Annotated in this window: 6 protein-coding genes and 1 pseudogene; 2 read left to right on the forward strand and 5 right to left on the reverse strand. The window is 68.5% G+C overall.

Going from position 1 to position 6016, the window contains the following annotated elements:
* A pseudogene (locus FNH05_RS29780) lies at positions 1 to 197 on the reverse strand (GNAT family N-acetyltransferase); the annotation flags it as partial.
* A gap of 197 nt (positions 198 to 394) precedes the next feature.
* Here FNH05_RS29780 and FNH05_RS29785 point away from each other — a divergent pair.
* Positions 395 to 1708, forward strand: coding sequence for an aminotransferase-like domain-containing protein (locus FNH05_RS29785; protein WP_144592177.1), 1314 nt, complete (start codon positions 395 to 397; stop codon positions 1706 to 1708).
* 37 nt (positions 1709 to 1745) lie between these two features.
* Positions 1746 to 2696 (forward strand): D-alanine--D-alanine ligase family protein, encoded by a 951-nt coding sequence (locus FNH05_RS29790; RefSeq protein ID WP_144592178.1) that lies wholly within the window; start codon positions 1746 to 1748, stop codon positions 2694 to 2696.
* A 33-nt stretch (positions 2697 to 2729) separates the two neighbouring features.
* On the opposite strand, the gene FNH05_RS29795 is transcribed toward FNH05_RS29790, so the two are convergent.
* The 4 genes from FNH05_RS29795 to FNH05_RS29810 all read right to left on the reverse strand — a co-directional run.
* A complete protein-coding gene (locus FNH05_RS29795; RefSeq protein WP_144592179.1) occupies positions 2730 to 3734 on the reverse strand; it encodes a ParB/RepB/Spo0J family partition protein in 1005 nt (334 codons plus the stop codon).
* The gene (locus FNH05_RS29800; protein WP_186382801.1) at positions 3731 to 4588 is read right to left on the reverse strand and encodes a ParA family protein; all 858 of its coding nucleotides are present in this window, start codon (positions 4586 to 4588) and stop codon (positions 3731 to 3733) included. The genes FNH05_RS29795 and FNH05_RS29800 overlap by 4 nt, the downstream gene beginning before the upstream one ends.
* Before the next feature lie 120 nt (positions 4589 to 4708).
* Positions 4709 to 5422: a 16S rRNA (guanine(527)-N(7))-methyltransferase RsmG gene (gene rsmG / locus FNH05_RS29805; protein ID WP_144592181.1), complete on the reverse strand. Its 714-nt coding sequence runs from the start codon at positions 5420 to 5422 to the stop codon at positions 4709 to 4711.
* 163 nt (positions 5423 to 5585) lie between these two features.
* Positions 5586 to 6016: Jag family protein (locus FNH05_RS29810; RefSeq protein WP_144592182.1), on the reverse strand; the 431-nt coding region annotated here is incomplete at its 5' end.

Consider the following 6016-nt stretch of genomic DNA (forward strand, 5'->3'; position numbering starts at 1 on the left):
CTGTAGATCAGCCGGCCGCAGGAACCCCACTCCAGCAGCACACTCGAGACCCAGGCCTCCTTCTCGACCTCGGTCTGACCGAATTCCTCGGCCTGTGCCTTCAGATGCGGCGCGAGCTCCCAGTACACGCAACGGCGGCAGTGCTTCGGCAACTGCTCCAGGTTGTCCAGCGTGACGCCCACGACGCGACGCGACACCCGACCTCCCCTGGACTGTTGTGCTCCGGCTGTCCGACCCTCGACAGCCGACGGCTGGCGGGCGTGCGAAATCGCCGCAGCCGAAATGGCCTCAATTGAGCATAGGCGGCTGTGATGCGTACCGAAAGGCCGCGAAGGTCACAAGGAAGGGTGGTTACACTCGACTGACTGGCCCGACGACTGCTTGCGAAGTGCTGATGACTGCCACACCGCCCGAAAGAACCGGCCGACACAACCTCGACCCGCATCTGGCCCGGTACGCCGCGCGTACCGCCGGGATGACGGCCTCGGAGATCCGTGCCCTGTTCGCGGTGGCGAGCCGCCCCGAGGTGGTGTCACTGGCGGGCGGCATGCCGAACCTCGCCGCGCTCCCGTTGGACAGCCTGTCCGCCCAGGTCGCCGAGATCATCGCCGACGACGGGCTCGTAGCGCTCCAGTACGGCTCGGCGCAGGGCATCCCGGTACTCCGGGAGCAGATCTGCGAGATCATGGCTCTGGAGGGCATCTCGGCCCATCCGGACGACGTCGTGGTGACCGTGGGCTCCCAGATGGGCCTGGACATGGTCACCCGGCTGTTCTGCGACCCCGGTGACGTCGTGCTCGCCGAGGGCCCGTCCTATGTTGGCGCCCTCGGCTCGTTCGCCGCCTACCAGGCCCAGGTCGTCCACGTCGCGCTGGACGACGACGGCCTGATGCCCGACGCGCTGCGCGAGGCACTGGCCCAGGCCGAGAAGGCGGGCAAGCGGGTCAAGTTCCTCTACACGATCCCGAACTTCCACAACCCGGCCGGTGTGACCCTCGCCGTCGAACGGCGCGCGGAGATCCTCGAGATCTGCCGCAGCCAGGGTGTGCTCGTCGTCGAGGACAACCCGTACGGCCTGCTCGGTTTCGACGGGCAGACCTACCCGGCCCTGCGGTCGATCGACCCCGAGAACGTGGTGTACCTCGGCTCGTTCTCGAAGACCTTCGCGTCCGGACTGCGAGTGGGCTGGGTGCTCGCACCGCACGCGGTGCGGGAGAAGCTGGTGCTCGCCGCGGAGTCGGCCACCCTGTGCCCGCCGTCGCTGAACCAGATGATCGTGTCGCGCTATCTGAGCACGCACGACTGGAAGGGCCAGATCAAGACCTTCCGCGAGAACTACCGCGAGCGCCGGGACGCGATCCTGTCCGCGCTGGATCAGTACCTGCCCCCCGGCTGCACGTGGACTCGGCCCGAGGGCGGCTTCTACGTGTGGGTGACCGTGCCGGAGGGCGTGGACACCAAGGCGATGCTGCCGCGTGCGGTGACCGCCCGAGTGGCCTACGCCTCCGGAACCGGTTTCTACGCCGACGGCTTCGGCAGCAGGCAGATGCGGCTTTCGTACTGCTATCCGACCCCGGAGCGGATCCGGGAAGGCGTGCGGCGGCTCGCCGCGGTGCTCGAGTCCGAAATGGACCTTGTTCGCACCTTCGGTAACGTCAGCATGAAACCGATCCCGGGGCCGGAGTCCCCGTCCCCGGACACAGCGTGATCCGCTGTCCACAGTAGACGTTACAGAGGAGTACGGCGTGGTCTTGCCCACCGTCGCAGTTCTCGCAGGCGGGCTTTCGCATGAGCGCGATGTCTCCCTGCGTTCCGGTCGCCGGCTTTCCGCCGCCCTGCGTGCGCAGGAGCTGACGGTGGAGGAGTGGGACGTCGACGCCAGCCTGCTCGAACGGCTGCGCACGCAGCGTCCCGACGCGGCCGTCGTCGCCCTCCACGGCGGCGAGGGCGAAAACGGCTCGGTGCAGACCATCCTGGAGATGCTGAAGGTGCCCTACGTGGGCACCAGCTCGCAAGGCTGCCGCCGGGCGTGGGACAAGCCGACCGCGAAGGCCCTGCTGGCCCAAGCCGGTTTCGCAACCCCTGCCTGGGTGGCGCTACCGCATGCGACGTTCCGCGAGTTGGGCGCTCAGGGCGTGCTCGACGCGATCGTGGATCACCTGGGCCTGCCGCTCATCCTCAAGCCGGACCAGGGCGGTTCGGCACTGGGCACTCAGGTCGTGCGGGAAGCTTCGGAACTACCAGCCGCGATGGTGGCCTGCTTCGCCTACGGCGACACGGTGCTCGCCGAGCGGTTCGTCGACGGGATCGAGGTCGCGGTCACCGTGGTCGAACGCGACGGTGGACCGCGGGCCCTTCCCGCGGTGGAGGTCGTGCCGGAGAGCGGTGTCTACGACTACACCTCGCGGTACACCGCCGGGCTCACCGACTTCTTCGCCCCCGCCCGGCTGCCCGCCGAGACCGCTCAGCGCGTTGGTGAACTGGCGGTCGCGGCACACCGGCTGATCGGTCTGCGGGACATCTCGCGGACCGATGCGATCGTCGCCCCGGACGGGACGGTCCAGTTCCTGGAGGTGAACTCCTCGCCGGGGCTGACCGAGACCTCGACCGTGCCGATGGCGATCGAGTCCTCGGGGACCACCCTGGGCGAGGTCTTCGCCGATCTGGTCATGCGGGCCGTCTCCCGATCCGCCTGAATCCAATCATCACCGTGACGAAATGAGGCAGGGTCATTCCTCGTCGGAATGACCTGCCCGTTTTGTCGTTTCCGGCGCCATCAGCGCCACGATCCGCTCCAGATCGTCGACCGAGCCGAACTCGACGACGATCCGGCCCTTGCGCCGACCGAGGTCCACCTTCACCCGGGTGTCGAAGGTGTCCGACAGGCGCGTCGCGAGCTCCTGAAGACCGGGGGCGTGGACCGGCTTGCGAGGTGCGGCCTTCGGCCTCGGCGGCGCCTCGCTCTTCTTCAGCGTCACCGCCTCCTCCGTCGCCCGCACGGACAGGCCCTCGGCGACGATCCGCGCCGCCAGATCTTCCTGGGCCTCGGGCTCGTCCAGCGAAAGCAGAGCGCGGGCATGCCCCGCGGAAAGCACCCCGGCCGCCACGCGCCGCTGAACGGGGAGGGGGAGTTTGAGCAGCCGGATGGTGTTGGTGATGACCGGGCGACTCCGCCCGATCCGGCCGGCCAGCTCTTCGTGCGTCACCTCGAACTCGTCCAGCAGCTGCTGGTAGGCCGCCGCCTCTTCCAGAGGATTCAGCTGGACCCGGTGGATGTTTTCCAGCAGTGCGTCCCGCAGCATCGCCTCGTCGGCGGTCTGCCGGACGATGGCCGGGATCTTCTCCAGCTCCGCCTGCTGCGACGCCCGCAGCCGGCGTTCCCCCATGACGAGCTCGTAGTCGTTGCCCGGCAACTCCCGGACCACGATCGGCTGCATCAGGCCGAACTCTCGGATGGAGTGCTCGAGTTCGGCGAGCGCTTCCTGGTCGAAAACCTGCCGTGGCTGCTTCGGGTTGGGCTTGACCGCGTCGATCGGGATCTCGCGGTACACCGCACCGGCAACCTCGCCGCCGGAAGCGGTCACCGCGCTGTTCGCCGCGAACCAGTCCTTCTCGGAACTGCCACGGGACGCCTTCGGCGGCCGTCGATCGGCGGGCGGCGCCTCGGTGGTCGCCGGCCCGGTCGGGATCAGGGCCGCGAGGCCACGCCCGAGTCCTCCCCGTCGCTCGCTCACAGGGTGCCCCTCCTCGATCCATTCGTGCTGCCACGTTCGGCGATCTCACGCGCCGCGTCCACATAACTCATCGCTCCCCGCGAACCCGGGTCGTACGCCAGTACGGTCTGCCCGTAGCTCGGCGCCTCCGAGACCTTCACGTTGCGCGGGATAACGGTCTTCAGGACCACGTCACCGAAGTGCTCGCGCACCTCGGCCGAGACCTGGTCGGCCAACTTCGTCCGCCCGTCGTACATGGTGAGCAGAATCGTGGAAACCGACAACCCGGGGTTCAGGTGCTTCCGCACGAGGTCGATGTTGCTCAGCAGTTGGCCCAGACCTTCCAGGGCGTAGTACTCGCACTGGATGGGGATGAGCACCTCGCGTGCCGCGACCATCGCGTTGACCGTGAGCAGTCCGAGCGAGGGCGGGCAGTCGATGAAGATGTAGTCCATCCCGATCTCATCCAGAGCCTCGGACGAAAGCGCTTCCTTGAGACGCGACTCGCGGGCGGTCATCTCGACGAGCTCGATCTCGGCGCCCGCGAGGTCGATGGTGGCGGGCACGCAGAACAGGTTCGGGGACTGCTCGGAGACCGCCGTCGCCTCGGCGAGGGAGACCTCGCCGAGCAGCACCTCGTAGACCGATGGGGTGCCCGAGCGGTGGTCCACGTTGAGCGCGGTGCTGGCATTGCCCTGGGGATCGAGGTCGATCACGAGCGTCTTGAGGCCGTGCACGGCGAGCGCCGCGGCCACGTTCACGGCGCTGGTGGTCTTTCCCACCCCGCCCTTCTGATTGGCGACCGTCAGCACGCGCCGGTGATCGGGACGGGGGAGCAGATTTGCTTCGGGATGCAGCACACGCGCCGCGCGCATGGCTTCTTCAGCGATCGGGGTCCAGTCTGACGAAGGCGGGGTCACCGGCCGAGCCACCTCTCTGCTTTCGACACTCCAACGCGCGAACCGCGCGGTTTCACGTGGAACATGACCATCTTTTCACTCCGCCCGCTTCGGGCGGACGGCGGCAGCGTTTCGCCGTCGTTTCTCCTGCGCCGACTTCCGCGCGCGGATTCGCTCGACGATCACCACCGTCGTCGGGGTCTCGAGCACACCGACCCCGCACTCGGAGACCTTCGGCGTGCCGCCGCCCGCTCGGGCTACGGCCGCTTCATCGCGCGCGATCTCTTCCTGCGCGCTCGCCCCCTTCAACGCCAGCATCATGCCACCTTCCCGCAGCAAAGGAAGAGACCAACCGGCGAGCCTGCCCAGGGGAGCGACCGCTCGCGAGGTCACCACATCAGCCGGTTCGAGTTCCGCTCGGACGGCGCGCTCCTCGGCGCGCCCGCGGAGCACCTTGATCGCCAGCCCCAGATCCTCGATCACTTCGCCGAGCCAGTCCACGCGCCGCGCCATCGGTTCAACCAGAGTCAGCGTCAGGTCCGGCCGCGCCAGCGCCAGCGGGATACCGGGGAAGCCGGCCCCGGAGCCGATGTCCACCACGGTCGCCCCGGCAGGGATCCGCTCGCCGATGACCGCGGAATTCAGCAGATGACGGTCCCAGAGTCGTTCGACCTCACGCGGGCCGATCAGTCCTCGCTCGACCCCGAACCGTTCGAGCAGAGCGGCGAACCGCTCAGCTCCCGGCAGGCCGTCCCCGAACACTCGCGCCGCCACCGCCGGCACCGGCACCGAGCCCTCGACGTCCTCCACCTGTCACCCCGTTTCACGTGAAACCCTTAGTCGCATCGATTCTCCCCGACCCCCCGCGCGGGTCCGGGAGCCACTCTTCCTTCGACTGGGTTTCACGTGAAACCACCCAAAAGAAGAGCGGCCCGCCGGGGACTCCGGCGGGCCGCTCCGATGATCCTGACGGTCAGTCCTCGTCGTCCGGGATCACGACCACGCGACGCTTGGGCTCCTCGCCTTCACTCTCGCTGTGCACGCCGTCGACCGCGGCGACCGCGTCGTGGACGACCTTCCGCTCGAAGGGGCTCATCGGCTGGAGGCGCACGCGCTCACCCGTCGACAGCACGGTCTCCGCCGTGGACCGGCCGAGTTCGCGCAACTCCTCCCGTCGACCGGCCCGCCATCCGGCGATGTCGAGCATCAGCCTGCTCCGGGTGCCCGTCTCCTGCTGCACCGCGAGGCGGGTCAACTCCTGCAGTGCCTCGAGCACCTGCCCACGGTTGCCGACCAGCTTCTCCAGATCGTCACCGCCGTCGATGCTCACGACCGCGCGTCCGGCCTCCACGTCGAGATCGATGTCGCCGTCGTAGTCGAGCAGGTCCAGCAGGCGCTCCAGGT

The organism is Amycolatopsis rhizosphaerae, from assembly GCF_007713715.1.
Lineage (GTDB): Bacteria > Actinomycetota > Actinomycetes > Mycobacteriales > Pseudonocardiaceae > Amycolatopsis_E > Amycolatopsis_E rhizosphaerae.